Origin of the sequence: Acutalibacter sp. 1XD8-33 (genome assembly GCF_003612555.1) — a bacterium.
Classification (GTDB): Bacteria; Bacillota; Clostridia; order Oscillospirales; family Acutalibacteraceae; genus Acutalibacter.
On sequence record NZ_RAZF01000002.1, the window covers coordinates 35,084 to 59,581 of the forward strand.

Here is a 24,498-nt window from a genome sequence, read left to right on the forward strand (position 1 = left end):
CGCCCGACGGCGGACTTCCAGAACTGCGGACTGGCATGGCCGATCTCTCTCAGGCCAAGAGTTTGCCGGTACTTTTCCCCAGGAAAAGGCAATCGCTTCTCGATTGTGGCAAACTCGGAAAGATAATTTTACGAACCTGCGTAAAATTAACCTTTCGCGCCCTTGCCGGCCTTGCCTTCCTTATGCCGCACATACTCTCCCTGATAGCGGATGCCCTTACCCTTGTAAGGCTCCGGCGGACGCTTCTCCCGGACCTCCGCAGCGAACTGGCCTACCTTCTGCTTGTCAATGCCGGAGATGATGATGGTATTGGCGTTGGGAGCCTCGATCTTGATGTCCTCATTCTCGGAGACCACTACCTGATGGGAGTAGCCCAGGTTCATCACCAGGTCCTTGCCCTGCTTCTGCACACGGTAGCCTACGCCCTGAACCTCTAGGGTTTTCGAGAATCCCTCGGTCACGCCCACTACCATGTTGTGGATCAGCGTGCGGGTCAGACCATGGAGGGAACGGGACTCCTTCTGGTCGTCCGGACGGGTTACCAGTACTTCCGTCCCTTCCTGGGCAATCGCCATCTTCGGGTTAAACTTCTGAGAAAGGGTTCCCTTGGGCCCCTTTACGGTCACTTCGCTGCCGTCAATCTTTACTTCGACTCCAGCGGGAATATTTATGGGTTTTCTTCCAATTCTCGACATACTTGCCGCACCCCCTTCTTTACCAAATAAACGCCAGCACTTCGCCGCCGACGTTTTCCTGCCTTGCGGCCCGGTCCGTCATCACTCCCCTGGAAGTGGAGACAATGGCCACGCCCAGGCCCTTCATGACCTTGGGCAGCTCAGCCGCGCTGGAATAAATCCGCAGACCCGGCTTGGAAACTCTTTTCAGACCCTTGATGACAGGGGTTCTTCCCTCGGCGTATTTCAGAGAAATAGTGATGATTCCCTGCTTGCCGTCCTCTTTTACAGAGTAGTGCCGCACGTAGCCCTCTTCCACCAGAATCTGGCAGATGGCTTTCTTCATGTTGCTGGCGGGCACTTCCACAGTATCATGCTTTGCGGCCTGCGCGTTGCGAATCCGCGTCAAGAGGTCCGCGATGGTATCTGTAACTTGCATGAATATGCCACTTTCCTTTCTCGCTTAATCTCGGCTTTCCTTCAAAAATGCCGGTTACCAGCTTGCCTTCTTCACGCCGGGAATCTCGCCCTTGTAGGCCAGCTCGCGGAAGCAGATCCGGCAGATGCCGAACTTGCGCAGGTAAGCATGGGGCCTGCCGCAGATTTTGCAGCGGTTATACTGGCGGGTGGAAAACTTCGCGGGCCTTTTCTGCCTGATCTTCATTGATGTCTTTGCCACAAAATGTCCCTCCCTTATCTGGTGAACGGAGCGCCCATGAGAGTCAGGAACTCCCGGGCCTCCTCGTCGGTCTTTGCGGTGGTGACAAAGCAGATATCCATGCCCCGCACCTTATCCACCTTGTCATAGTCGATTTCAGGGAAAATCAGCTGCTCGCGGATTCCCATGTTGTAATTGCCCCGTCCATCGAAGGAATTGGGGTTAATCCCCCGGAAGTCGCGGACGCGGGGCAGGGCCGCGTTGAAGAGGCGGTCCAGAAACTCATACATCCGCTCGCCCCGCAGGGTCACCTTTACGCCGATGGGCATACCCTCGCGCACCTTAAAGTTGGCCACGCTCTTCTTGGCCTTGCAGACCACAGGCTTCTGGCCGGTGATCTTCATCAGGTCGCCGCTGATGGCGTCGATGGCCTTGGAGTTCTCCTTGGCCTCGCCCGCGCCCACGTTGATCACGATCTTGTCCAGCTTGGGAATCTGCATCACGCTCTTATAGCCGAACTTCTTCATCAGCGCGGGGGCAACCTCCGCCTTATACATGTCTTTCAGTCTAGCCATATTCTCGTTTTCCTCCCTTACAGCGACTCGCCGCATTTTCTGCAAATGCGCTCTTTGGTGCCGTCCTGCAGGACCTTGTGTCCCACCCGGGTGGGCTTGCCGCAGCGGGGGCAGACAACCTGCACCTTGCAGGCATAGATGGCGCTCTCGGCCTTGATAATGCCGCCGGGCTCTCCCATGCGGCGGGGCTTTACATGCTTCTGCACGAAATTCGCGTTCTCCACGATCACCTTGCCCTCTTTGGGGCTCACCTGCATGACCTTGCCCTTCTTGCCCCGGTCCTTGCCGCTGATAATCATCACGGTGTCGCCGGTCTTTACGTGTACTTTGCTGTTCATATTCCCTCAACCTCCATCAAAGCACTTCCGGGGCCAGCGACAGGATCTTGAGATATTCCTTGTCGCGCAGCTCGCGGGCCACGGGCCCAAAAATGCGGGTGCCCCTGGGGTTTTTGTCCTCGCGGATGATGACGGCCGCGTTCTCGTCGAAGCGGATGTAGGTGCCGTCGTCCCGGCGCACGCCGGAGGCGGAACGGACGATCACCGCCTTGACCACTTCGCCTTTTTTCACCACGCCGCCGGGGGCCGCCTTCTTTACGGAAGCCACCACCACGTCGCCGATATTGGCATACCTCCTGCCGGTGCCGCCCAAAACGCGAATGCACATCAGCTCCTTCGCGCCGGTGTTATCGGCAACCTTGAGGTAAGACTGCTGTTGAATCACAGTGTGTTCCTCCTTTTCACTAAAGGCTCAGCCGTTGCTTACTTCGCCTTTTCGATGATCTCCACCAGCCGCCATCTCTTGTCCTTGGAGATAGGCCGGGTTTCCATGATGCGCACGCGGTCGCCTACATTGCACTGGTTCTCCTGGTCGTGGGCCTTGCGCTTTACCGTCCGCTTTATGATCTTTCCGTAGATGGGGTGCTTCACGCTGTCTTGAATGGCAACCACCACGGTCTTATCCATCTTGTTGCTGACAACCCGCCCAACAGCGGTTTTTCTCATGCTTCTCTCGCTCACTTCTATATCCTCCCTTCCCTTAAGCGTTTCCGGCATGGAGCTCGTTCTCGCGGATGACCGTCTTAACCCGGGCGATATCCTTCTTTACTGCCGAAATGCGCATGGGGTTGTCGAGCTGATTGATAGCGAGCTGGAAACGCAGGTTGAAAAGCTCTGCCTTTAAGTCGGACAGCTTTGTGTTCAGCTCGTCGGCTGTCAATTCTCTGATCTCTGAAGCCTTCATGACTGCGCCTCCGTTTCTTTCATGACGAATTTGCACTTGATGGGCAGCTTGGCCGCGGCCAGCCGCAGGGCCTCCCGGGCGGTGGCCTCGGGCACTTCGCCCAGCTCAAACATCACCCGGCCGGGCTTTACCACGGCTACCCAGTATTCGGGCGAACCTTTACCAGAACCCATTCGGGTTTCAGCGGGCTTCTGGGTTACAGGCTTGTCGGGGAAGATCTTAATCCAGACCTTTCCAAAACGCTTGCAGTAACGGGTCATGGCCACACGGGCAGCCTCGATCTGGTTACTGGTAATCCAGGCGGGCTCCAGAGCCTGCAGGCCGTACTGGCCATAAGTCACCTTGTTGCCGCGCATGGCCTTGCCCTTCATGCGGCCTCTCTGCACTCTGCGGTATTTCACGCGCTTGGGCATCAGCATTTACCTGCGCCCCCCTTCCCTGTTGTTTCCCCTTCTGTCGTTGCGGTCCCGGCGGGGTCCCCGGTCGTCCCGGCGGGGACGGTCGCTGCGGTCCCCACGAGGGCCGCGGTCCTGACGTCCACTGCTCTCCCGGTTGTCATTGAGCACCTCGCCCTTATACAGCCACACCTTCACGCCGATACGGCCATAGGTGGTGTTTGCCTCGGCAAAGCCGTAGTCAATGTCCGCGCGCAGAGTCTGCAGGGGGATGGTGCCGTCGTGGTACTCCTCGCTGCGGGCGATTTCCGCGCCGCCCAGGCGGCCGCTGACCTTGGTCTTAATGCCCTTGGCGCCCAGGCGCATGCTCCGGCCGATGCAGCCCTTCATGGCCCGACGGAAAGAGATGCGGCGCTCCAGCTGGGAGGCAATGTTCTCGGCCACCAGCTGGGCGTTCATGTCCGGCTGGCGAACCTCCACAATATTGATCACCACAGGCTTTCCAAGCATCTTCTCGCACTGCTGGCGCAGCTTTTCGATCTCCGCGCCGCCCTTGCCGATCACCATGCCGGGCTTGGCGCAATGGATGTGCACCCGCACCTTAGAGGCATCCCGCTCGATCTCGATCTTGGGGATACCTGCGGAATAAAGCTGCTTTTTCAGGGTTTTGCGCAGGTTGTAGTCCTCTACCAGGGTGTCACCGAACACGTTGTCCTTGGCAAACCAGCGGGAATCCCAGTCTTTTATTACTCCCACGCGAAGGCCGTGGGGATTCACTTTCTGGCCCATAATTTCCCTCCTCTTACTCTTTCTCCGCCACGACGATGGTGATGTGGCTGGTACGCTTCAAAATCCTGTGGGCCCTGCCGTGGTCCTTGGGGCGGATCCTCTTGAGGATGGGCCCGGGGGTCACATAGCATTTGGACACATACAGGCTGCTCTTGTCCATCTGATGGTTGATCTCCGCGTTGGAAACGGCGGATTTCAGGAGCTTTTGAAGGTCCTCGCAGGCGGCCTTGGGGGTGTTTTCCAAAATAGCCGCGGCCAGATCCACGGGCTTATTGCGGATAAGGTCCAGCACCAGGCCCACCTTGCGGGGAGAGATTCGGGTATAATTCAGCGTAGCTTTCGCTTCCATTTCTCACTCTCTCCTTTCCCTTATTTACCGGTTTTCGAGCCGGTGTGGCCCTTAAAGGTCCTGGTGGGGGCGAACTCGCCCAGCTTGTGGCCTACCATGTCCTCGGTGATATACACCGGCACATGCTTGCGGCCGTCGTGCACCGCGATGGTGTGGCCCACGAAATCCGGAAAGATCATGGAAGCCCTGCTCCAGGTCTTAACGATCTTCTTTTCCCCGGCCTCGTTCATGGCCTGGATCCTTTTCAGCAGCACGGGCTGTACAAAAGGTCCCTTTTTCAGACTTCTGCTCATGGTAACTTATGCTCCTTTCCCGTGCTTACTTGCCGTTACGGCGGCGAACGATGAACTTGTCGCTGCTCTTATGATGCTTACGGGTCTTGTAACCCAACGCCGGCTTGCCCCAAGGGGTCACAGGACCGGGACGGCCCACAGGGCTCTTGCCCTCGCCGCCGCCGTGGGGGTGGTCGTTGGGGTTCATAACCGAGCCGCGCACGGTGGGACGCCACCCCATGTGGCGTTTGCGGCCGGCCTTGCCGATCTTCACGTTCTCGTGGTCGATATTGGAGACCTGGCCGATGGAGGCCATGCAGTTCTCAGGCACGTTGCGCAGCTCGCCGGAGGGCAGGCGCAACAGGGCCATGCCGTTCTCCTTGGCCATCAGCTGGGCCATGATGCCGGCGGAACGGGCCAGCTGGGCACCCTTGCCGGGGTAAAGCTCCACATTGTGGATGAAGGTGCCGGTGGGGATGTTCTTCAGGGGCAGGGCGTTGCCGGGCTTGATGTCAGCCTCGGCGCCGGAGACAATCTTGTCGCCTACCTTGATGCCATGAGGGGCGATGATATACCGCTTCTCCCCATCCTCATATTCCACCAGGGCGATAAACGCGGAACGGTTGGGATCGTATTCCACAGTCTGCACCGTGGCGGGCATATCGTGCTTCTGGCGCTTGAAATCAATAATCCGGTACTTTTTCCGATTGCCGCCGCCCCGGTGGCGGACGGTGATCCTGCCGTAGCTGTTGCGGCCGGATTTATTGCCAAGAGGGGCCAGCAGGCTCTTCTCCGGGCCGCCCTTCGAGAGGGCCGTATAGTCCGTGACAGACATATTGCGCCTGGCCGCCGTTGTCGGCTTATAATTCTTAATTGCCATTGCTGTTGTTCACTCTCCTAATAGATAAACTGCCGGGCCTCTTAGACCATGCTCTCGAAGAACTCGATGGTCTTGCTCTCTTCTGTCAGGGTAACTACAGCCTTCTTCCAGCTCTTGGTGTAGCCCTGGTAACGGCCCTGGCGGCGCAGCCGGCCGCGTACGTGGAGGGTGTTCACCTTGCTGACCTTTACGCCAAAGGCAGCCTCCACAGCCCGTTTCACGTCGATCTTTGTGGCGGCTTTGTCCACCTCGAAGGTGTATTTCTTCTGGGTGTTGCCGTCCATGGTCTTTTCGGTGATGATGGGGCGGATGATGATGTCGTGGGCCTCCATTATGCGTACACCTCCTCAATCTTCTGCACAGCGCCCTGCACAACGATGAACTTGTCTGCGCCCAGAATGTCGTACACGTTCAGGGTGTTCACCTGGGCGGTTTTTACGCCGGGAATATTCGCGGCGCTTTTGATGACTTTCTCGTCCACGGCGTCCAGCACAATGAGGGCTTTCTTTTCGCTTCCCACCGCCTTGAGCATGGCGGCGATATCCTTGGTCTTGTAGTTCTCGCAGGCGATCTTGTCGATCACGATCATCTCGCCGTCCAGAACCTTGGAGGAGAGCGCGGACTTCATTGCCAGCCTGCGCACCTTCTTGTTCAGGGCGTACCGGTAGCACCGGGGCTTGGGGGCGAACACAATGCCGCCGTGGGTCCACTGAGGGGCCCGGGTGCTGCCCTGGCGGGCCCGGCCGGTGCCCTTCTGCCGCCAAGGCTTGCGGCCGCCGCCGGAAACTTCGCTTCTGGTCAGGGCGGACTGGGTGCCCTGGCGCTGGTTGGCCAGATAATTCTTGACCATATCGTTCATTACAGGGACATTGGGCTCAATGCCGAAAACCGCGTCGGAAAGCTCCTGCCTGCCGACCTCTTTGCCCTGCATATTCAAAACCGCTACTTCAGCCATTCTTCTTCCTCCTCCCCTTACGCTTTCACGCTGTCGCGCAGGATCACGATGCCGCCGTTGGGGCCGGGCACGGCGCCCTTGATGGCGATCAGATTGTTCTCCACGTCCACCTTGGCCACCGTGAGGTTCTGCACAGTAACAGTTTCCGCGCCCAGATGCCCGGCCATCTTCAGGCCCTTCCAAACCCGGGAGGGGCTGGAGCACGCGCCGTTGGAGCCACCATGGCGGGCCACAGGGCCGGAACCGTGGGTTTCCTTCAGCCGGTGAAAGTTCCACCGCTTGATAACGCCGGCATAGCCTTTTCCCTTGCTGCGGCCGGTCACGTCCACACGCTCGCCAGCCTCAAAAGCGTCGGCCTTGATCAGGTCGCCCACATTCACCGTGCTGACATCGTCCAGGCGAAGCTCGCGCAGCGTCTTTTTGGGGGCCACGTCGCCCTTTTTGAAGTGTCCGGTCATGGGCTTGTTCACCCGCTGGGACTTCTGATCGCCAAAGCCAATCTGCACAGCGTCATAGCCGTCGTTTTCCACAGTTTTCTTCTGCGTGACTACGCAGGGGCCGGCCTCGACCACGGTAACGGGGATAACCTTGCCCTTGTCGTCGAAGATCTGCGTCATGCCGATCTTCTTTCCAATGATCCCTTTTTTCATTGTCTCTTTCCTTTCTTCTCCTGGAGTTTGCAGGCAAACTCCCTCAGGTTATTGGTCGATAAGCAGAACGCTTATCGACATGACCCTCCGCTGCTATCGGTTGGTTGGAATCGAAAACGTTTAGAGCTTGATCTCGATTTCAACGCCGGCGGGGAGCTCCAGGCCCATCATGGCTTCCACAGTCTTGTTGCTGGGCCGGAGAATGTCGATCAGTCTTTTATGGGTGCGCGTCTCGAACTGTTCCCGGCTATCCTTATATTTGTGGACAGCGCGGAGAATAGTGATGATCTGCTTCTCAGTGGGCAGAGGCACAGGTCCGGAAACCCGGGCGCCGGTGCGCTTGGCCGTGGCCACAATCTTCTCCGCCGACTGGTCCACCAGCTGGTGGTCGTACCCTTTCAGTCTGATCCTGATTTTTTCTTTGACTGCCATTTGAATAACCGCCTCCTAATCGTTCGTTGGGCGTTTCTGCTTTTTTCAACACTGTCCCGGGTGTTCCCACAGCAGACATAGAAAAACCGGAAATCCGCACACCTTCGCGTAACGGACCCCGGGGACAGAGTCGAAACTCACAAGCTGACCTAAAGCGGCGCACAAGACGGCCTGCCGGGGCACCCCGGTGGTTCCCGCCGCTTCAAAATCCATTCGCCCGGTTTAAAATCGGACATACTCCACGGAAAAACCGGCCGGGGCTCTCCACCCCTGGGCCGCAACCTCCCGCTTCAACGCATATCAAGGGCTTTCGCCCATTTGGCAATCGTACTAAAGTATATTACCACAAGGCCTTGTGTTTTGCAAGGCCTTTTTCAAAAAAAATTTACATTTTTTCATTTGTATCCGCCTTGTGGAGCATGGGATCCTCCGGGCGGAACAGTTTGTATCCCGGATGCCGTCCTGTCACCCGGTAATAGCCCCGCAGATCAATAAGTTTCTGAATATTTTCCCGGCTGATGTCGTAACTGCCGCCTAAAATCACCGCGTTAATAGTGATTTTTGCCCACAGTTCCAGACTTTCCATACGGTAAAAGGCCGTGAGCACGTCACTGCCTACCGCCAGGGCGCCGTGGTTCTCCAGCAGCATTACGTCGTGCTCTTCCAGATAGGGCTCAATGGCGTCCGGCACCTCGCTGGTGGAGGGCGTGCCATAAGGAGTCAGGGGCACAGAGCCGATGACCGCCACGTCCTCTATCATATTATACATGTCCATGGCCTTGTGGGCCACCGCAAAACCCGTAGCCCCCGGCGGGTGGGCATGGATGACGCTCTGCACGTCCGGCCGCTTTTCATAGCAGCGCAGGTGCATTTTGATCTCGCTGGAAGGCCGGTAACCCTCCTCCGCCTCCAAGAGCCGGCCCCCGGCATCCAGAAGCACCAGCTTTTCCGGAGTAATAAACGCCTTGCTGATTCCTGTGGGCGTAGCCAGAATCCGGCCATCCTCCAGCCTGGCGCTTACATTGCCGTCGTTGGCCGCCACCCAACCCAGCTGCCACATCTTGTGGCAGACATCGCAGATCTGTTCCTTGATCTCCTTGAAAATTTCCATGGCCGCGGGAGCCGCTCCCTCATGGGCGCCGGGAACTGCCCCCTGCCTCCCCTCTTATTGACAAAGTTGGATTTTCATGCTATGGTTAAACCAAGTTAATATAGAATTCCGATGATATTATAATCTACACTCCTTGTAGAAATCTTGGTGGATTATGCCATACAGCTTGGAGAATATTCACCTTTTGAGGCTTTGTGTTATGAATTATCATTCCCTATACGAGAATAAACGCCGGGGCACCTTTGATTTTCCCATTGAGCTCTACTATGTTGACAGCGTCTCCCCTCGCTATCAAATGCCTCTGCACTGGCATCTGGAATACGAGCTGATCCAAATTATAGAGGGCGGGTTCACCCTGTCCCTGGGCGGCGGGACCTTCCCCATGGGGCCGGGGGACTGCGCCTGGGTCGGCGGCGGCATGGTCCATGGCGGGGCGCCTCAGGACTGCGTCTATGAATGCGTGGTCTTTGACCTGGGCAGTCTGCTTCAGGACACGCCGGTCTGTGCCAGAAGCGCGGCGGAATTTCTCTCTGATGAGACAGAGTGCAGCGGAGTTTTTCCGAAGGGCGGAGTTCAGGCCCAGCTGGCAAACCGCCTTTTTGAGGCCATGGAAAAGGAGGCGCCGGGCTATGAGTGGACCACCGTAGGGCTCATGTGGCAGCTGATGGGCAGTCTGGTTGGGAGAAGGTCCCGGCCTCAGAATCCTCCCCCCAGCCGGAAGAAAACGCTGCGTCTGAAAAATGTGTTGGCCTATATCCGGGACGGCTTTGACCGCCCCATCACCCTGGACGAGCTGGCGGCCGTGGCGGGGATGGCTCCAAAATACTTTTGCCGGGCCTTTGCTCAGATGACCGGGAAAACTCCCATCGAATACCTGAATTACTATCGGATCGAACAGGCTGGGGAGCAGCTGGCCTTTACAGAGGACTCTGTCACGGAGATCGCCCTGAACTGCGGCTTCAACGACATGAGCTACTTTTCCCGGACCTTTTCCCGGTATAAGGGCATGTCTCCCACAGCGTACCGGAAACAGCACGCGGCGGGAAGAACGGCGAGATCACGGGGCTGAGAGTGTGTATGTTTTTTGAGTATTGGAAGTCCTACGGCAAGACCGTGGGACGCTGTCCCACACCCAGCAACCTTTGAAAAGGTTGACGAAACTTTTACGCTGGTTAGCTGAGTGCGAAAAAGCCAACCAGCGTAAAAGTTTTTGAGACTTACCGAAGGTAACGTGTTCAACTTCTTTTCAAAAAGTTTGGTGGGGTTCTTAGGGGGCGACAATCGCCAGTGGCGATTTCCCGTCGCCGACCGAACCGGCAGGTGAGAAAAAACCCTGAGCTGCCAGCGGCCGTAACCATCGTCCCTCAAAAACTCGTTTGGGACGCTGGCATTTTCCGAAAATTCATTGTTTTCCTGGGCGCTTTATGGTATACTTTCTAAAAATATAGTTGCGCCAGGAGGTATTTTTATGCGCGTGATCCTGTTCGACATCGACACGCTCCGCAGCGATCATCTGGGCTGCTACGGCTATGGCCGGGACACCTCTCCCGCCATTGACTCCATTGCCCGGGAAGGAGTGCGCTTCGACAACTACTACTGCCCCAACGCTCCCTGCCTGCCCTCTCGGGCCTCTCTTATCACAGGACGCTACGGCATCCGCAATGGCGTTGTGGGCCACGGGGGCACGGCGGCTGACCTGCGTTTACAGGGAGAAAGCCGCCATTTCCAGGATGATTGCAGCAGAAACGGCCTGTTCATGCAGTTCCGCCAGGCGGGGATGCACACCGTCTCTTTCTCCACCTTTGCAGAGCGTCACTCTGCCTGGTGGTTCAACGCCGGCTTCAACGAGTGCTGCAACGTGGGTAAATGCGGGGGCGAATCCGCCGAAGAGGTCACCCCCCATGTGCTGGATTGGCTCCACCGTAACGGCGCCGGGGACAGCTGGTTCCTCCACGTCCACTACTGGGATCCCCATACCCCCTACCGGGCCCCGGAGGCCTTTGGCAACCCCTTTGCAGACACCCCTCTGCCAGATAGTTGGATTAACGAGGATGTTTTCGCACAGCATCTCCTGCATGTAGGACCCCATGGGGCCAACGAGATCAACATGTGGGACGACACCCAGTTCCCCCAGTATCCCCGCCACCCGGGAAGCCTGGGCAATCTCCAGGATGTAAAGGCCATGATCGACAACTATGACTGCGGCGTGCGCTGGACAGACGATAACATCGCCCAGATTCTGGATCTGGTGAAAGAGCTGGGCATATATGAAGATCTGGCTGTGATCGTCACCTCGGACCACGGGGAAAACCTGGGGGAGCTGGGGCTCTATGGAGAGCATGGCACCGCCGACGAACCTACCTGCCACATTCCCATGATTATCAAGTGGCCCGGCGGACAGAAGGGCTTTGTGGACAAGGGCTTCCACGACAACGTGGACCTGGCCCCTACTATCCAAGAACTGCTGGGCACGAAATTCCTGGGAAACTATGACTACGACGGCCTCTCCTACGCCAGGACCCTGCTGGAGGGCACGGACTGCTCTAAGGACTCTGTTGTGCTCACCCAGTGCTGCCATGTGTGCCAGCGGGCGGCCCGCTTCGGGGACTATCTGTATCTGCGCACGGTCCATGGCGGCTACCATCTGTTCCCCCAGGAGATGCTTTTCAATATAAAAGAGGATCCCCACCAGCTCCACAATCTGGCGAAAGAGCGCCCGGACCTCTGTGACAGGGGAGCCCGGCTGATCCTGAATTGGACCGAGGACATGATGAAGAAGTCCGACTCCGATACGGACCCCATGTGGACCGTGATGCGGGAGGGAGGGCCGGAACACGCCCGGGGAATGCTGGAGCCCTATATCCGCCGTCTGGAGGGCACCCCCCGGGCAGACCAGATCCCCCTGCTGCGGAAGATGTATCCGAATGGCTGACCGGTTTTTAGGAAAGGGGGAAGCCCGTGAACAGGGAAAATCCGGACAGAAAGAGCGGAAGAATACGGTTTCCCGTTTTGGCCATACTGGCTCTGCTAGGCGCTTTCGTCCTGCTGCTGTGGCTATCTACCCATACGGACGGTGGCGTTGAAGGCTTCCAGGCTCTGCCGGAACCTTCGGAGGCGAAACTCCAGTGGGCGTTCGTCACCCGGGACGGCGGGGAACTCTCTGAATACGGATGCCTTCTGCCGGATGCCGGACGGCTGGAGGATCTGGCCGGGATGCCAGTGGAGATTACTGTGTGTACGGCGGACAAGTTTATGAACCTGATTGCCGCCGGCGCGCCAGTGGACGTGGCCACCCGGTGCTATGCGGACCCTAAGCTCAAGCGCTTTGAAACCTCCGGAAAGACAGAAAACCTCCAGCAGCTGCTGGACCGAGAGCTTCCGGGGTTCCAGCTTCCTTCCAAATTTCGAGACTGGTGCGGAAACACCAAGGGCGATGTATACGCCTATCCCCACACAATCTCTATCGGCCGGCCAGCGGAGGTCCCATCCGCAGGGGTGGTAATGCTGGCCAATAAACAGCTTTTGGAGGCTTACTCTATTTCGCTGGACAGTTTTTCCCAAAAGGAAGCGGCTGTGAATGCGCTGAAAACCATCCGCAAGGCAGAACCACAGGTCATTCCCAGCTATATTGACCTAATCTCCTTACAGCAGATGTTCGGGGCCAGGACCGTAAACGAAAAGGGAGTCTGGCAAGACAAATTTTCTCAAGAGGAAACTTTAGAGGCTTTGGAATTCATGAACTGCCTCTATCGGGAACGGCTACTCAGCCGGGATGTATTCACCATGACCCAAGGCTATCTGCTTTCCCAGCTCCGGGAGGAAAAGGTGTTCCTGGTCTCTACCGGCCCTCTTTATCCTCTGCTCCAGGCTCTTCCAGAGGACGATCCCCTTTGGGAGGTCTATGAAATTGTGGGGCCCATTGTTCCGGATTCCGGCAAGCCCTTTCAGTTCCAGCAAAACTACGATGAGCAGTATGCTTCCACTATTTTTTTGACGGGCAGCGATTTTCCCAAAGTACAGGTGCGGCTGCTTCTGTGGTTCTACTGCCAAAACATGGAACCCAGCCCGGAACAGCGGCAGGCTGCGGATGCCGGCGGCCTCGGCACGGTATTGGAAGCCGGAACCGGAACCCCTGCCCCAAAGGCTGTAGGCGGGATCTATGAGGAATACGCTCAGCCAGAGATCCCCTACGAAATCCTCTTCTCTCACTATGCGGACACCCGTTTGGCCAACATTTTTGAATCGGTAGAGAGCTATCGAAGCGCCCAGGAAGTGCGTATCATTACGTCCACCCCAGAGAGCGAGGTAGAGCAGATCTACCGAGAGACCCTTCTGGAAATGGAAAACCGGAACAGCGGGCTGTTGGTACAGTGGAAACAGAATAAATACTGGCAGGCCACCCTACTGGCAGCTCCAGAAGAATAAAACCTCATTCCCCTGATGCGGATTCTCATCCCAGCAGAGGAATTTTTTGTGCGCTTTTTTCTGTTAGAAAAACCAAATTTGTATTTTCACACAATTCTTTCTCAAAAAATCCCAGATTATTGAAAATACAGCAAAAAATGTTAACAAATCTTAAATTGGAACATTTTTAAAGCGTCCCTTTCACGTTATAATAAATCCGCTATAGAATCAAGGGTCTGGGCTCCGTCTGGGGCGCCGGTCCCTACGGAAAGGGTGCGAGGCATATGGCGGCGAAAGCGGCCGGTGAAAAACTGAGCAAGAAAGAAATCCTGGTGTCCACCTGGCGGCGGATTATCCGCAACTGGGGGCTCTACCTGCTGTTGCTTCCAGCGGTGGTGCTTTTGTTTATGTTCACGTACATTCCCATGTACGGCATACAAATCGCCTTCAAGGATTTCACTCCCAAAATGGGCATCGAAGGAAGCCCTTGGGTGGGTTTTGGGCATTTCCAAACCTTTTTTAATTCCTTTCAGGTGAAATCTCTGTTTACCAATACCATATCCCTTAGCCTCTACAGCCTGATCGCCGGTTTCCCCTTCCCCATCATTCTGGCTCTGGCTATGAACCAAATCCGGGTGAAACGCTTCAAGCAAACCCTCCAGGTGGCCACCTACCTGCCCCACTTTATCTCCACGGTGGTTATGGTGGGTATGTTGCTGGTGTGGCTCTCTCCCAGCAGTGGGCTTTATGGCAACCTGGCGAAGCTCTTTGGCGTCCAGGACCCGCCCAACATTTTGGGCATGGCGGGCGCTTTCCAGAGCATCTATGTATGGAGCGATGTGTGGCAGCACGCGGGCTGGGACAGCATCATCTACATAGCGGCTCTGGCTGCAGTGGACCCCTCCCTTTATGAGGCGGCCACGGTGGACGGCGCCGGGAAATGGCAGAAAATCAAGTATATCGACATTCCCTTCCTGCTGCCCACAGCGGTAATCCTGCTGATCATGCGGGCCGGCAACATCATGAACGTAGGTTTTGAAAAGGTGTACCTGATGCAGAACCCTCTGAACACCATGGTGAGTGAGATCATTGCCACCTATGTGTACAAAATCGGCATTATCAGCAATCAGTACAGTCTTTCCGCCGCTGTAGGCCTGTTTAACAACGTGATCAACTTTGTGTTGCTGTTGCTGGTGAATCAGGCTTCTAAGAAAATGGGCGACACCAGCCTGTTCTAAGCAATTATATAGGAGGGATTTATATGGCCAGCCTGGGTTCCATCAAGCGCCAGGTAACTCGGAACGACTTGATTTTCAATATCATTCTCTATGGGATAAGCGTTCTGATACTTCTCGTTGTGATCTACCCGCTCTATTTCATCATCATCGCGTCCTTTAGCAATCCCACTGAAGTGGCCAACGGCAAGGTTTGGTTTGTGCCCAGCCAATTCACTGTGGACGGCTATAAGGAGATCATGCGCCATCCGGAGCTCTGGATTGGCTATCGGAACACCATCGTCTACACGGTGCTGGGCACAGTGATCGGTCTAGCGGTAAACATTCCCGCTGCCTACGCCCTGTCCCGCCGGGATCTGGTAGGGCGCAAGCTCATCACCTTCTTCTTCATCTTCACCATGTTCTTCAACGGCGGTCTGATCCCCACCTACTTCACTATCCGGGATTTCGGCCTGTACGATACTCTCTGGGTGATGGTGCTGCCTTTCTCAGTGGTGGTGTATCACATCATCATTGCCCGCACTTTCTTTGACAGCAGTCTGCCCCAGGGCATTCTGGATGCCGCCCAGATCGACGGCTGCGGAAATCTGCGATTCTTCTTCCAGATCGCCCTGCCTCTGTCTAAAGCGGTTCTGGCGGTAATTGCCCTGTATACTGCGGTGTCCCAGTGGAACGCCTATTTCAACGCCCTGGTATACATTCGCAACGAGGACCTGAAGCCCCTGCAGCTGGTAATCCGGAACATCCTCATTACCAACCAGGCCATGGCCGGCACCGGCGACGGTCTGGCCGCCCAGGAGGCCCGCCGGCTCTCCGAGCTGATGAAGTACGCGGTCATTATCATCAGCACCGTGCCCATCATGTGTGTATATCCCTTTGTGCAGAAGTACTTCAGCCAAGGCGTGATGATCGGCGCGATCAAGGGCTAATCTTGTGACATCCCGGCTGGGAGGTATCCCAGCCGCTGTCAAATAAATTATCTGTGACATTGAAAGGAGCAGAAAATCATGAAGCAAAATTGGAAAAAGGTTCTGGGTCTGCTGTTGGCTCTGTGCCTGGTGGCTTCCCTGTTCGCGGCCTGCGGCGGAAACGACACCAGCAGCACCTCCTCCAGCGGCGGCGAGAGCAGCGCCTCCAGCAAGGAGGAGGGCGGCGAGTCCTCTGAAGAAGGCGGCGAGAGCGGAGCGGAGGCTGGAGATTCCAACTTCAACGCCACCGGCTATCCCATCGTCAACGAGCCCGTCAGCCTGACCTTCCTGTATGTGAAGGGCGCCAGCCTGCGGGATCTCAACGAGAACGGCATGTTCCAGGAGATGGAGAAAACCACCAACGTGCACATCGACTGGCAGTATGCGGGCGATGCCGACTGGGCTGAGCAGAAGTCTCTGCTGCTGGCCGGCGGCGACCTGCCGGACGTGTTCTTCGGCGACAACAGCCTGGGCGACATGGACATCCTCACCAACCTGGACCTGTTCGTTCCCATTGAGGAGTACATCGACAAGTACTGCCCCAATATCAAGGCCGCCTATGACGCGGAGCCCATCATGCGCAAGATGGTCACCCAGCCCGACGGGCATATCTACACCTTGAACAGCAAGCTGCCTCTGCGGCCCAAGGCCTGCGACATCCCCTTCATCAACCAGAAGTGGCTTGACAATCTGAACCTGAAAATGCCCACCACTGTGGACGAGTGGTACAATGTCCTCAAGGCCTTTAAAGAGCAGGATGCCAACGGCAACGGCGACCCCAACGACGAGGTTCCCCTCAGCGGCAGCGGCAAGGGCGATATGTTCGACTGGATCCGCTACATCAACCCCTGGGGCATCACCGACAGCCTGGAGACCAACTATCTGGCCTTGGAACAGGAGACCGGCGAGCCCATCTTCATCCCTGCTGACGAGCGCTACAAAGAGGCTGTGCAGTTCTTTGAGAAGCTCTATGCCGAGGGCATTATGGACCAGGAGTACTTTACCCAAGACGGCAGCCAGTCTGACGCCAAGCTGAAGAACGAAGAGGTTTCCCTGGTTGGCACCGGCATCGCCTGGGAGGTCAGCTCCGCCACCAACCCCCATTCCGACGAGTATGTGCCCATGCCGCCTCTGGCCGGACCCCGGGGCGACCGCTATGTCCGCGGCAACGACGGCATCATCATCTACCGCCGGAACAACTTCACTGTGACCACCGCCTGCGAGCAGCCTGAGGTTGCCATGCGCTGGGCCGATTACTACTCCTCTGACGACATCTCTGTCCAGTCCTACTGGGGCCCCTTCGGCGAGGCGCTGGAGAAGGCCGACGACGGCACCATCACCTTCCTGGATCCCCCCGAGGGCAAGAGCGGCGACGTGTGGTACTGGGAGATCACCTGCCGCGACTACGGCCCCAAGTATGTCTCTCCTGAGACCGAGGCCAAGATCCAGCTGCCCGCCGGCAGCGGCGACGGCGCCAAGCTGGCCTGCGACGAGGACTTCAAGGAGTTCGTGGCGAAGCCCTATCCCGTTGTGAACTACACTCCCGAGCAGATGGACGAGATCTCTAAGCTCACCGTGGACATCTACAAGTATGTGAAGGAGTGCTGGGCCAACTGGATCGTGAACGGCGGCATCGACAAGGACTGGGACGGCTACATCGCCCAGCTGAATCAGATGGGCCTGGAGCGGCTGATGGAAATCTATCAGGAGGCCCTGGACGCCTATAACGCTGGTTAACCTTAAGGAAAGAACCGCCCTGGCGGTTTGAATGGAACAGAACAGGAAGGAGCCCGGATTTGATTCCGGGCTCTCTCCTTAAATTAAAAAGCGAGATTTTTATGAGTTTTTTGAGGGGAACGCGCGGGACAGCTAGGCGAACGGGCACAGGGCTAGGCGGGAACTTTTGGCTGGGATCCTGCGCACGGCGCTGGCTTTCTCCGGAAAGAGGAAACTTTTTTCTCAGTTGCAAAAGAGATTCATCTCGCACAGCGAGATGAACTCTCCGTTTCCTCTTGGCGTTGCGCGCCAATTCACCTTCAAAAAATGCGCTTCTCAGGAGTTTAAGGGCAAGACCTTGAGGGCTGCGCGAGTCTCGCCTGCCGGCTCGGTCGGTTCGCGGCGTGTCTGCCACTAGCAGACGCTCACCCCTCAAACTCCCCGCCAGCTTAAGACCAGCTGGACCGGTCAATGTTGTTCCGTAAGACGTTCACGACGAGCAAAGCGAGGAGTGGGTAAAGTTTTCGTCCACCTTTTTCAAAAGGTGGCAGGGGTTTGGGGATGGAGTCCCCAAGGTCTTAAAAAGAAGGAGGATTCAACTATGCAAAAGAAAATCTGGCGCATTGGCAGCGTAGGCATTGGTGGGATTTCCCGGGGCGTGCACCTGCCCGGCATCGCCAACAGCCCGGATCTGCAATTAGTCGCCGTATGCGACATCAAGCCCGAGCGCATGGAGTATGCCCGGGAGACCTACGGCATCGACGAGGCCCACTGCTTCGCCGACTACCATGATCTGATCAACTGCCCGGACGTGGACGCCATCGACATCTCCACCTCCAACAACGCCCATTTCGAGGTGGCCAAGGCCGCCATCGAGGCCGGAAAGCCCTATTCTATCGAGAAGCCTGTCACCATGACAGCAGAGGAGGCCGACATCCTGGCCCGGATGACCGCGGAAAAGGGTCTGCCCAATATGGTGTGCTTCTCTTACCGGTTTAAGGCTGCGGCTCGCTATATGAAGGACATTCTGGAGAAGGGCTCCATCGGCCAAATCTACCACGTCTATATGCAGTATCTTCAGGCTGGCGGCGGACCGGAATGGGACCTGCCCCGGTCCTGGCGGTATATCAAAGAACTCACCGGCACCGGCGCTTTAGGCGACCTCGGCTGCCATGCATTGGATTTGGTAAGCTTTGTCACCGGCAAGGATTACGTAAAGGCAGTAGGCCACGCGGACACCTTCACCAAAATGCGCAGACTGGAAGAAGGCGAGGGCCTGGGCCCGGTGGATGTGGACGATTTCTGCAATTACCTGATGGAGATGGAGGACGGCATCGCCGCCGACTTCGAGATCACCCGCTTTGCCTATGGCCGGGGAAATTATCAGCGCCTGGAGATCTACGGAAGCAAAGGCGCGGTGGTCTACACCCTGGATGCCAAGGCCCCCGGTGTGGATGAAATTGAGGTGTGCATTGGCCCTGTTGTAGGCCGTGTGGGAGCCTTTACCACCCTGCCTATTCCAGACCGCTTCCGTACAGACCAGATGCAGTCTTTCGCGGACATTCTGAACGGGGTAGGAGATGGCAAAGCCGCTACCATCAAGGAGGGCTGCCATATCCAGCACGCCCTGGAGAGCATTATCAAGTCTGCCGAAGAGCAGAAGTGGCTGCCGGTTTAAGGCGGCGATTGGCCGGCTAATTAGCACCCGGTTTTTTTGCCCCCCCTCCCCGAGGGGTTGCTGGTAACTAGGCTGGTAGGGGAAGCCTTGTAGTATTGTTTGAACGCCCGAGAAAAAGAATAGACGCTTTCATAGCCCACCAGATGGGCCACCTCCTTGATCTTGATAGAGGGGTCCTCTTCAATCAGGCGCTTGGCCTCCCGCATTCGGATGCTGGCCAGGTACTCGGAGAAACTCTGGTGGGCCTGTTCTTTAAAAAATTTGCTGAAATAAGTATAGCTCATGTTGACGGCGGCAGCCACGTCTTTCATACTGATGTCCTGATTATAGTGCCGCTCCATATAGCTGATGGCCCGAGTAATCACATACCGGTTTTTATCCGTCTCCACCTCGATTTGCTGCTGAAGTCGATAGAGAAGCTCCTGAAAATAGCTTCGCAGCTCATCTAGGCTGGCAAACAAGGTAAAGCTCTTCGGCCGCCCCAGGTCCATCTGCAGGGATGTGGCCAACTGGTGAATCTGGTCGCTGAAACCATTGTAAAAGTCCAGAATATCTCCCAAAGCGGCCTGGCGGGTGGAGACAAACTCTATTGTGAAAATTTCGTTGAGGTCGGCGTATATCTGGCCAAAATTACGGCTTTGAAACGCCGCCTGAATTCTTCTGGAGGCTTTGTGAAATAGGCCTTCGGGGCTGCGCTCCGGCTTTTCGGGAACCTCCCCCGCCATCTTCACCGTGAAGTCCTGGATGATCTGGTAGGCCAAAGCATATCCGGCTTGACGATGAAGTTCCGGAAACTGTGCCAAGTCTCCGCCCGCTTGGCTGACACCGCACCGGCAAGCAAGACCGTTCTCAGCGGCAAAAACGCAAAAAGCCTCCAAATAGGCCCGCAGGCATTCCGGATCCTCTTGGGAATTCACCAGCAGAACTGGGTCCTGGTTTACATCCTGAAAATACCGAAAGACAGGCCCGCCCTCCTGGGGCTCCTTCTGAGAAAACTGCCGGAACAGCTCGAAAAGCCGTTCGTCTGAAGAGCCACCGGAAAACAGCGCCACAAAGAAAGCGGAATTCTCCAGGCCTTCCGGCCGGGCAGAAACCTGCGACCCCATCAACATGGAATTGCAGTATTTCCCGGCCTGATAGCTTAGGGTGGCCTGATTCTGCGCGGACTGCGCCTCGCCCGGATCCAAATTGCCGCAGATATTCCCAATGCACCTTTGGATGATCTCCTTGAGTTGGAGGAGTTTTACGGGCTTTAGCAGATAGTCCGTGACACCGGAGAGAATGGCGCTGCGCATATAGTCGTAATAGCTGTAGCCGCTGAGCACCACCAACTGAATCTGAGGGAACTCTTTATGTACAGTGTCGATCAGCTCCAGGCCAGATTGGTAGGGCATCTGCACGTCGGTAATCAGAATATCCACCCGCTTTTTCCGGATGACTGCCAAGGCCTCCCGGGCCGTACCCGCCGTAAGAACCGGCGCAAGGCCCAAGTCCCCGTCCTGGTTCACATACTCCAGTTTCTTTACCATCGCACTGCGCAGCAGGGGATCGTCGTCTACAATCAACACTTGAATCACTTCAAATCACCACCTTAGTTTTTGAAAATCAAGAACACACTGGTATGTCCGCCAGGAGCGCCGCGCAGAAAGATTCTTCCCTGGCCGGCATAAAACAGTTGAAGCCGCTGGTTGATATTTTCCAGGCCGATGCTGCCCTTTCGCTTCTCCTCTTTCAAGACCGGAGACGGACTGGCAAAGGCCTCGTTCATCCGGCGGGCCTGCTCCGGCGGAATTCCCTGGCCATTGTCCCGAACCCGAAGTATCAGAAATCCCCTTTGGGCCCGGGCAGTAATCACCACCTCCCGACGGGCCTCGGGAGGAAGCTGGGCAAAACCATGGATAAAGGCGTTTTCCACCACCGGCTGTAGGAGCAGCCGTAGCACCTGCACGCCCAGAAGGGCCAGAGGCACATGGACCCGCAACACAATAGAGGAGCCATAGCGACAGCGTTGAAGGTTCACATAGTTTCTGGTGTACTCCACCTCTTCCCCCAGAGAAAGAAACATCCCCGGCCTGGCGGTATTATAGCGGAGCATCTGGGCAAAATCTCCCATATAGTCCGCAATTTCATATTCCCCATTCAGGGCCAGCTTGCCGGAAAACATATCCAGGGTGTTGTATATAAAGTGCGGGTTGATCTGAAGCAGCAGGGCCTGAAGCTGCACATCCTTATAGGCTGTTTCCTGCTGAATTTTCTCCCGCATCAGGGAATGAATCTCCGTGAGGGTGTCGTTAAACTGGATGCCGATTTCCCCCAGCTCATATAGGCGGGAAATTTCCAATTTACCGCTGAAACCAGAGGCGGCGATGTCCTCCATGTCATAAGCGTAAGCCTGAAGGCGCACTACAATCACACGGAGCATATAATAAAAGCTCAGAAGGAACAGCACAGAAACCGTCAGAACCGCTAGAATGGCCACAAACGAGCTTTCCAGCAGAATCTGCCGGTCTGAAGAGGAAAATGCCAGACCCAGCCGAAGAGGCAAGCGGCTGGCCAGGGCGCTCAAATACAGCACCGGCTGCCGGTCCTGTAGAAACTGAGACTCTTCCGGAAACACAAATCCCTCTTCCAGCACCACATTGGACATATAGGGCCTGTTTTCGCCGTCCAGCAGAAAAAAAGCCCGCTGGGTGTCCTGAGACACAAGAAATTCCTGAAACAGAGCCGACGATTTTACTTTTGCTACAACATACCCCACCCGCCGGCCATAGGGGGAAGCAATGGCATGGATAAAATAGAAATCCTGCCGCAGATAATTCTCCAGGGAGTTTCGCACAATTCCTTCTGAGGAATAATACCACCCACCGTCGGGATTTTCGGTCAGAAATTCTTCCAACGCTCTAATCTGGGTGGTAGAGCCATGCTTAATGATGCTCTCCCCATTGGGAAGGGTGCGGTTTTGGGTGATAATCCAAAGCCGCTGGATGGGCGGAGAGGCAGAGTCAGCGGCGCTTTGCAGGATAGGCCGCACGGTCTGGCTGTATTCCTCGAAGGAGGAAGCGTCGTTAAAGGAACGGGAAAGGAAAGTGGCCAAGTTGCTGTTATAAGCCAGAGCGCAGGCAATCGTTTCAACAGAATCTAGTTTTTCATTGATATTTTGCTCCATAGAGTGTAAAATGTAATTCCCGTCCTGGAGAAGCTGTTCGTTCGCTTGCCTGGTAAAGGAGTGCAGGTTATAGAATACCAAAAACAGGAACGGAGCCGCCACCAGCCCCATAAATCCCGCCGTAATCAGGTGGGAGATCTTCACCCGCCGGGAAACACGCTTCATTCTCTGGCCCCTTTCTCCAAAAAGCATACTTTATATTAAGCGTATTGACGGTCCGAATGTACGCTCCATATACATTATAGCATGGCACTCTTCACAAATCAAGCGAAAAACGCTCCGAACTCTTAGTTAAAATAGCCCGAAGGAGGTTTTTGCATATGGAATATCTCGCAAACCTGACCACCCTGCCCCATGTAAGTTTTCTCAATCGGTTCGCCCCCAAATCCCAGTGGACCCATTTCCGCCGCCGGAATGGAGAATTTATCCTCTACTACCTGATAGAAGGGGCGATGCACCTGCGGGAGGAAGAGGTCGAATATTCCCTTAGCCCGGGAGACGTCTTTCTTTTACAGCCAGGGCTTGTTCACGAAGGTACTCGGCCCGCCCTTTGCGACTATTATTTTGTTCATTTCAGCAATCTTACTCTGTTGCCTTTGGAATCTCCACCGGAAGAGTCTTTGATTGTTCCCTATGCCGGAGATGGAGAGGTGAAGTTCGACCTGGAGCGCTGCCTGCTGCCCAAGCTCTCCCATATGGAAAGCCCGGAGGTCCGCGCCCGGTTAAGCGGGTATTTCCAAGAGGCCGTCACCGCCGCCAGAGAGGGATCTCAAAACTACCGAACCCTCTGGGCCTGCAAGCTCCTGGAAATCCTGATGGCCGTATCTCAAAACAGTGCCCGGTCTACCTTGACGGAGGACGGTAGCCAGCTCCCCGCTAGAACTCTGCGCCGCCTGGAGGAGCTCACTGCCTACTTAAACCGCCACTATGGGGACAAGATCACCGGAAAGCAGCTGGAATCCATGGTGGGGATGAATTTCGACTACCTGAACCGAATTTTCCGCCGCCTCAACGGCCGCTCTATTTTCCAATATCTCACCTGGGTGCGGATTAACCGAGCCAAGGAGCTGCTGGCCACCACGGATATGAAGCTCTGGGAAATTGCGGCGGAAACGGGGTTTTCCGACCAGTTCTACTTCAGTCGCCAGTTCAAAAAGCACACCGGCATGCCGCCGGCTTTTTATGCCCGGGGCCGCTCCCGGTAAGGCCAAGACCCCTCGGGGACAGGAATCGGCGTCAGGTCGGAAATCTCCAAAAAAAAGCTGAATTCTCTATTCCTTTTATAGCACTTACACTGTATAATGGAGAAAAACCACCGCAGAAGAGGGCGATTTTGCCGAAAACAAATCCACCCCCAGTATTCAATCATGAAAAGGAGTGCTACTATGCCTATCAACGTAACAGTGTGGAACGAGTATTTGCACGAGGTCCAGTTCCCCGAGGTGGCGGAGGTCTATCCCCAGGGAATCCACGGCTGCATCGCCGACTTTCTGAACAAAGCGGGCATGAACGCCCGCACCGCAACCCTAAAAGAGCCTGAGCATGGTCTGACCCAGGAGGTTTTGGACAATACCGACGTGCTGATCTGGTGGGGGCACATGGCCCATCACCAGGTGGAGGACGAGATCGTAGACCGGGTGTACAACCGGATTCTGGATGGTATGGGCCTTATCGTGCTCCACTCCGGCCACGCCTCCAAGATCTTCCGCAAGGTTTGCGGCACGGACACCTGGAAACTGAAGTGGCGGGAGGACGGCGAGAAGGAGATCCTGTGGGTCATCGACCCCAGCCATCCCATTGTGGACGGCCTGGACGAGAAGATCATCATCCCCCACGAGGAGATGTACGGCGAGCGGTTTGACATCCCCCAGCCGGACGAGCTGGTGTTCATCAGCTGGTTCGAGGGCGGCGAGGTGTTCCGCAGCGGCTGCTGCTACCACCGGGGCAAGGGCAAGATCTTTTACTTCCGGCCCGGTCACGAGGTGTTCCCCATCTACCACCAGCCCGAGATCCAGAAGGTCATCACTAACGCCGTGAAGTGGGCCGCGCCCATCCGGTTCCCCAACACCACCTTTGGCAATCCCCCGCCGGTGGTGGAGATCAAGGCGCAGCTGGAGCACAGCATCCAGGGCCTGCACGAGCAGAAGTAATTTTTTGAGGGTGAAGGGGGGCGTGGCGGGCGCGGCAGCTCGTCCAGGAGCACCGGCTTGGGCGGGCGAGTTGGCTCGGCACATTGGCCGGTCCAGCTGGCCTTAAGCTGGCGCGGGTGTGGGGGTGAGCGTCTGCCAGTGGCAGACAAGCTGCGAACCGACCGAACCGGCAGGTGAGACTCGCGGAGCCCCACGGTCT

Annotated in this window: 29 protein-coding genes; 9 read left to right on the forward strand and 20 right to left on the reverse strand. The window is 56.3% G+C overall.

The window, feature by feature from the left end:
* Window positions 1–146 precede the first annotated feature (146 nt).
* The 18 genes from rplF to D7X94_RS02215 form a co-directional block, all read right to left on the reverse strand.
* The gene (gene rplF / locus D7X94_RS02130; protein WP_120426050.1) at window positions 147–695 is read right to left on the reverse strand and encodes a 50S ribosomal protein L6; all 549 of its coding nucleotides are present in this window, start codon (window positions 693–695) and stop codon (window positions 147–149) included.
* 19 nt (window positions 696–714) lie between these two features.
* Entirely contained in the window at window positions 715–1,113 is a 399-nt protein-coding gene (gene rpsH, locus D7X94_RS02135) for a 30S ribosomal protein S8 (RefSeq protein WP_120426051.1), read from the reverse strand.
* Window positions 1,114–1,167: 54 nt separating this feature from the next.
* On the reverse strand, window positions 1,168–1,353 hold the full coding sequence (locus D7X94_RS02140) for a type Z 30S ribosomal protein S14 (RefSeq protein ID WP_120426052.1): 186 nt from the start codon (window positions 1,351–1,353) through the stop codon (window positions 1,168–1,170).
* Window positions 1,354–1,367: 14 nt separating this feature from the next.
* Complete coding sequence (gene rplE / locus D7X94_RS02145) at window positions 1,368–1,907, reverse strand: 50S ribosomal protein L5 (RefSeq protein WP_120426053.1); 540 nt, start codon at window positions 1,905–1,907, stop codon at window positions 1,368–1,370.
* A gap of 17 nt (window positions 1,908–1,924) precedes the next feature.
* Window positions 1,925–2,245 carry a 50S ribosomal protein L24 gene (gene rplX / locus D7X94_RS02150; RefSeq protein WP_120426054.1) on the reverse strand — a complete coding sequence of 107 codons (321 nt, stop codon included), beginning with the start codon at window positions 2,243–2,245 and terminating at the stop codon, window positions 1,925–1,927.
* Window positions 2,246–2,261: 16 nt separating this feature from the next.
* Window positions 2,262–2,630 carry a 50S ribosomal protein L14 gene (rplN, locus tag D7X94_RS02155; RefSeq protein ID WP_120426055.1) on the reverse strand — a complete coding sequence of 123 codons (369 nt, stop codon included), beginning with the start codon at window positions 2,628–2,630 and terminating at the stop codon, window positions 2,262–2,264.
* A 38-nt stretch (window positions 2,631–2,668) separates the two neighbouring features.
* Complete coding sequence (gene rpsQ / locus D7X94_RS02160) at window positions 2,669–2,926, reverse strand: 30S ribosomal protein S17 (protein WP_120426056.1); 258 nt, start codon at window positions 2,924–2,926, stop codon at window positions 2,669–2,671.
* 19 nt (window positions 2,927–2,945) lie between these two features.
* Window positions 2,946–3,149: a 50S ribosomal protein L29 gene (gene rpmC, locus D7X94_RS02165; protein WP_120426057.1), complete on the reverse strand. Its 204-nt coding sequence runs from the start codon at window positions 3,147–3,149 to the stop codon at window positions 2,946–2,948.
* Entirely contained in the window at window positions 3,146–3,568 is a 423-nt protein-coding gene (gene rplP / locus D7X94_RS02170) for a 50S ribosomal protein L16 (RefSeq protein ID WP_120426058.1), read from the reverse strand. The genes rpmC and rplP overlap by 4 nt, the downstream gene beginning before the upstream one ends.
* Window positions 3,569–4,333 carry a 30S ribosomal protein S3 gene (gene rpsC / locus D7X94_RS02175; RefSeq protein ID WP_120426059.1) on the reverse strand — a complete coding sequence of 255 codons (765 nt, stop codon included), beginning with the start codon at window positions 4,331–4,333 and terminating at the stop codon, window positions 3,569–3,571.
* Window positions 4,334–4,346: 13 nt separating this feature from the next.
* Window positions 4,347–4,682: a 50S ribosomal protein L22 gene (gene rplV / locus D7X94_RS02180; protein WP_120426060.1), complete on the reverse strand. Its 336-nt coding sequence runs from the start codon at window positions 4,680–4,682 to the stop codon at window positions 4,347–4,349.
* A 20-nt stretch (window positions 4,683–4,702) separates the two neighbouring features.
* Complete coding sequence (rpsS, locus tag D7X94_RS02185; protein ID WP_120426061.1) at window positions 4,703–4,975, reverse strand: 30S ribosomal protein S19; 273 nt, start codon at window positions 4,973–4,975, stop codon at window positions 4,703–4,705.
* A gap of 25 nt (window positions 4,976–5,000) precedes the next feature.
* Window positions 5,001–5,834, reverse strand: a complete 834-nt coding sequence (gene rplB / locus D7X94_RS02190; RefSeq protein ID WP_120426062.1) for a 50S ribosomal protein L2 — start codon at window positions 5,832–5,834, stop codon at window positions 5,001–5,003.
* Between the two features lie 41 nt (window positions 5,835–5,875).
* The gene (gene rplW / locus D7X94_RS02195; RefSeq protein WP_120426063.1) at window positions 5,876–6,166 is read right to left on the reverse strand and encodes a 50S ribosomal protein L23; all 291 of its coding nucleotides are present in this window, start codon (window positions 6,164–6,166) and stop codon (window positions 5,876–5,878) included.
* Window positions 6,166–6,789, reverse strand: coding sequence for a 50S ribosomal protein L4 (rplD, locus tag D7X94_RS02200; protein ID WP_120426064.1), 624 nt, complete (start codon window positions 6,787–6,789; stop codon window positions 6,166–6,168). The genes rplW and rplD overlap by 1 nt, the downstream gene beginning before the upstream one ends.
* 17 nt (window positions 6,790–6,806) lie before the next feature.
* Window positions 6,807–7,439, reverse strand: a complete 633-nt coding sequence (gene rplC, locus D7X94_RS02205; protein ID WP_120426065.1) for a 50S ribosomal protein L3 — start codon at window positions 7,437–7,439, stop codon at window positions 6,807–6,809.
* Window positions 7,440–7,559: 120 nt separating this feature from the next.
* Window positions 7,560–7,871 (reverse strand): 30S ribosomal protein S10, encoded by a 312-nt coding sequence (rpsJ, locus tag D7X94_RS02210; protein ID WP_120426066.1) that lies wholly within the window; start codon window positions 7,869–7,871, stop codon window positions 7,560–7,562.
* Window positions 7,872–8,256: 385 nt separating this feature from the next.
* A complete protein-coding gene (locus D7X94_RS02215) occupies window positions 8,257–8,982 on the reverse strand; it encodes a class II aldolase/adducin family protein (RefSeq protein ID WP_120426067.1) in 726 nt (241 codons plus the stop codon).
* Window positions 8,983–9,181: 199 nt separating this feature from the next.
* On the opposite strand from D7X94_RS02215, the gene D7X94_RS02220 reads away from it, so the two are divergent.
* The 7 genes from D7X94_RS02220 to D7X94_RS02250 all read left to right on the forward strand — a co-directional run bounded on the left by D7X94_RS02220 (window position 9,182) and on the right by D7X94_RS02250 (window position 18,983).
* A complete protein-coding gene (locus tag D7X94_RS02220; RefSeq protein ID WP_158590854.1) occupies window positions 9,182–10,051 on the forward strand; it encodes an AraC family transcriptional regulator in 870 nt (289 codons plus the stop codon).
* 399 nt (window positions 10,052–10,450) lie between these two features.
* Window positions 10,451–11,914, forward strand: a complete 1,464-nt coding sequence (locus D7X94_RS02225; protein WP_120426069.1) for a sulfatase — start codon at window positions 10,451–10,453, stop codon at window positions 11,912–11,914.
* 26 nt (window positions 11,915–11,940) lie between these two features.
* Entirely contained in the window at window positions 11,941–13,407 is a 1,467-nt protein-coding gene (locus D7X94_RS02230; protein WP_120426070.1) for a hypothetical protein, read from the forward strand.
* Between the two features lie 263 nt (window positions 13,408–13,670).
* A complete protein-coding gene (locus D7X94_RS02235) occupies window positions 13,671–14,624 on the forward strand; it encodes an ABC transporter permease (RefSeq protein ID WP_120426071.1) in 954 nt (317 codons plus the stop codon).
* Between the two features lie 23 nt (window positions 14,625–14,647).
* Complete coding sequence (locus D7X94_RS02240; RefSeq protein WP_120426072.1) at window positions 14,648–15,550, forward strand: carbohydrate ABC transporter permease; 903 nt, start codon at window positions 14,648–14,650, stop codon at window positions 15,548–15,550.
* A 78-nt stretch (window positions 15,551–15,628) separates the two neighbouring features.
* The gene (locus D7X94_RS02245; RefSeq protein WP_120426073.1) at window positions 15,629–17,326 is read left to right on the forward strand and encodes an extracellular solute-binding protein; all 1,698 of its coding nucleotides are present in this window, start codon (window positions 15,629–15,631) and stop codon (window positions 17,324–17,326) included.
* Between the two features lie 580 nt (window positions 17,327–17,906).
* Entirely contained in the window at window positions 17,907–18,983 is a 1,077-nt protein-coding gene (locus D7X94_RS02250; protein WP_120426074.1) for a Gfo/Idh/MocA family protein, read from the forward strand.
* 20 nt (window positions 18,984–19,003) lie between these two features.
* Here D7X94_RS02250 and D7X94_RS02255 read toward each other — a convergent pair whose 3' ends face one another.
* The gene (locus D7X94_RS02255; protein WP_147401643.1) at window positions 19,004–20,560 is read right to left on the reverse strand and encodes a response regulator; all 1,557 of its coding nucleotides are present in this window, start codon (window positions 20,558–20,560) and stop codon (window positions 19,004–19,006) included.
* Window positions 20,561–20,574: 14 nt separating this feature from the next.
* The gene (locus D7X94_RS02260) at window positions 20,575–22,314 is read right to left on the reverse strand and encodes a sensor histidine kinase (RefSeq protein ID WP_158590855.1); all 1,740 of its coding nucleotides are present in this window, start codon (window positions 22,312–22,314) and stop codon (window positions 20,575–20,577) included.
* A gap of 155 nt (window positions 22,315–22,469) precedes the next feature.
* Here D7X94_RS02260 and D7X94_RS02265 point away from each other — a divergent pair, with 155 nt between their 5' ends.
* Both D7X94_RS02265 and D7X94_RS02270 read left to right on the forward strand, forming a co-directional pair.
* Window positions 22,470–23,354 carry an AraC family transcriptional regulator gene (locus tag D7X94_RS02265; protein ID WP_120426077.1) on the forward strand — a complete coding sequence of 295 codons (885 nt, stop codon included), beginning with the start codon at window positions 22,470–22,472 and terminating at the stop codon, window positions 23,352–23,354.
* 180 nt (window positions 23,355–23,534) lie between these two features.
* The gene (locus D7X94_RS02270) at window positions 23,535–24,299 is read left to right on the forward strand and encodes a ThuA domain-containing protein (protein ID WP_120426078.1); all 765 of its coding nucleotides are present in this window, start codon (window positions 23,535–23,537) and stop codon (window positions 24,297–24,299) included.
* Window positions 24,300–24,498 lie beyond the last annotated feature (199 nt).